At 51.8% G+C, this 1963-nt stretch carries 2 protein-coding genes; both read right to left on the bottom strand.

Annotated features, from left to right (window positions below):
* Nucleotides 1–322: 322 nt before the first annotated feature.
* Nucleotides 323–625, bottom strand: a complete 303-nt coding sequence (locus BGO89_13670; protein OJX60562.1) for a hypothetical protein — start codon at nt 623–625, stop codon at nt 323–325.
* Nucleotides 626–722: 97 nt separating this feature from the next.
* Nucleotides 723–926, bottom strand: a complete 204-nt coding sequence (locus BGO89_13675) for a hypothetical protein (protein ID OJX60563.1) — start codon at nt 924–926, stop codon at nt 723–725.
* Between the last annotated feature and the right edge of the window lie 1037 nt (nt 927–1963).

Below are 1963 nucleotides of genomic sequence, written 5' to 3' on the forward strand. Positions count from 1 at the left end.
AGGTAGCGATAGTTCAGGGCGCCGTCCCGGTTGTACGTCTGGTCGTCCGTCAGGATCTCGCCGTTGACGCGAGAATTCCATCCACATATTGGAACACGAGGTTCAGGTGTCGCACGGTAGTATGCCAAAGAACGGTTCGTTTCCCTTTCGTTAAGGGAAACGATGCTTCAATCAACGACAATGAAGGCAAGAGAGAATCCTGCTATCAAGCCATTCTCCGGCTATTCGATGGCGGCATCCACATATTGGAACACTACCTTGGAACGCTACCCTACCGAACACTACCACATATTGGAACGCTACCCTACCCTATCATATTACCCTATCCTTGTCCTTCAACCATCATTCTAAGCAACTCAAAGGCGCTTCGTTCTTTCTCTTCGTATTCCGAAAAGTTCTCAATGAAGTTCTCTTCAAAGAATAGAGGTGGTCGTAGCACTATATCGCCATTGTCGCGAACCCTTAGCTCATAGTCCAAAGACTTACTACTGTCGACAATGGTAAGCAGCTCAAATGGTATCTCTATCAAATGCCGACCGTCATATATATATGCATACATACAGTATATGGAGATGCGAATCCCAAATACTAAGTACTCATCTCCAATCTTGAGATAGTTGCTCATATCATGGTTAATGATATGAGTGCGATCTTGCAGTCGTTCGTCCATTTTGTCAATGGAGGTATCCTTAACTCGCACCTTCATTTTGGGTACTCCTCTGTCAAAACTTTGTTTTGAATTCAACTCGCTGCCCTGTCGATAGATTCTCATACCAATGAGTTTCGAAACGGACACCACCCTTCGCTTTAAACGAGCTGGAGCCCATTTTCACCCAATGGTTAGCATCACCACCATACGTACTAGCTAAACGCGTCGCATCACGTAGATCAACAGCTTCAATAATGATCCTGCCGGGTTCAAGCATCTGGACCTCACTTGCAAGCTGCTTACTAAGCTTCAGCCCGTTCGTCGCAAGATGCGCCTCACCTTTGGCAGCATATTTGAGACTCTTCAATCCATCCAATCCTGGAATGACAGCCAGCAGTGTCAGACCACCCATCTTGAACTCGCCTTCAACAAGATACAGAAGACCGTTCACGGCATCGGCAATCACACCGACGACGCCCGGAATGAAGCCTACGAGGTCCAACCCCAGGTGAACCAGCTCCATCGGATCCCATGTGCCGGGATGTTCGGCCACTCGCGTAGAATTGGCCTGGTTGACCTTGAAGAATGGGTGCTTGTATTTGTCGAACGGGGCCGGCCGATCCAGCGGGCCGAACTGTGCCATGAAGTCCTTCCGTCGCGTCCCTGATGCCTCGAGATCCAACCTGTTCCTGATACTTCTGGCCTCGTCCTCGGTAAAGCCATTGATCATCTGGAACGGCGAAACACCACTACCCGTCCAGATGTACACACCTTTCCTTCCGGGCAATGAGCCGTCTGTCGTACCGTCAGAATTGCTACCGTTTCCACCACCTGCTTTGCCACTCGGATCCATGAAGTTGATGGGATCATGGAAGGAGTACGCATAGGGCGAGTAGTCCATCTGACCGCGCCAGAGTTCATCCACACTCGTGAACGCCCCCTGCGTCTTGCTGTACTTCCGCGCGCTCATGTCCATGAGACGCTCGTGGTACAGGCCTGCATGCACCACTCCGTACTTCGGAGCCGTCTCGTAGCCCGATTCCTTGCCGAGATAGCCACGACGCTGGTCGTTCGCTACGGCTACGTCCACACCGAACGGCAGGTAGTCACGGACCTTCTGATAGGCGTTCTTCCCTACCGCATAGCGCTCCGATCCCTGGATGTCCGAACCCACGAAGCGGACTACCATGGCGCCGTTGGCATCGCGTTCCCAGACGATGTTCACGCCATCGGCACCATACGACCGATACTCGACGGGATAGAAGAAGACACGACGACCGATGCCGCCGGCATCGCAGTCCGCACGGCTGATCT

It is taken from the genome of Candidatus Kapaibacterium thiocyanatum, assembly GCA_001899175.1.
GTDB lineage: Bacteria > Bacteroidota > Ignavibacteria > Kapaibacteriales > Kapaibacteriaceae > Kapaibacterium > Kapaibacterium thiocyanatum.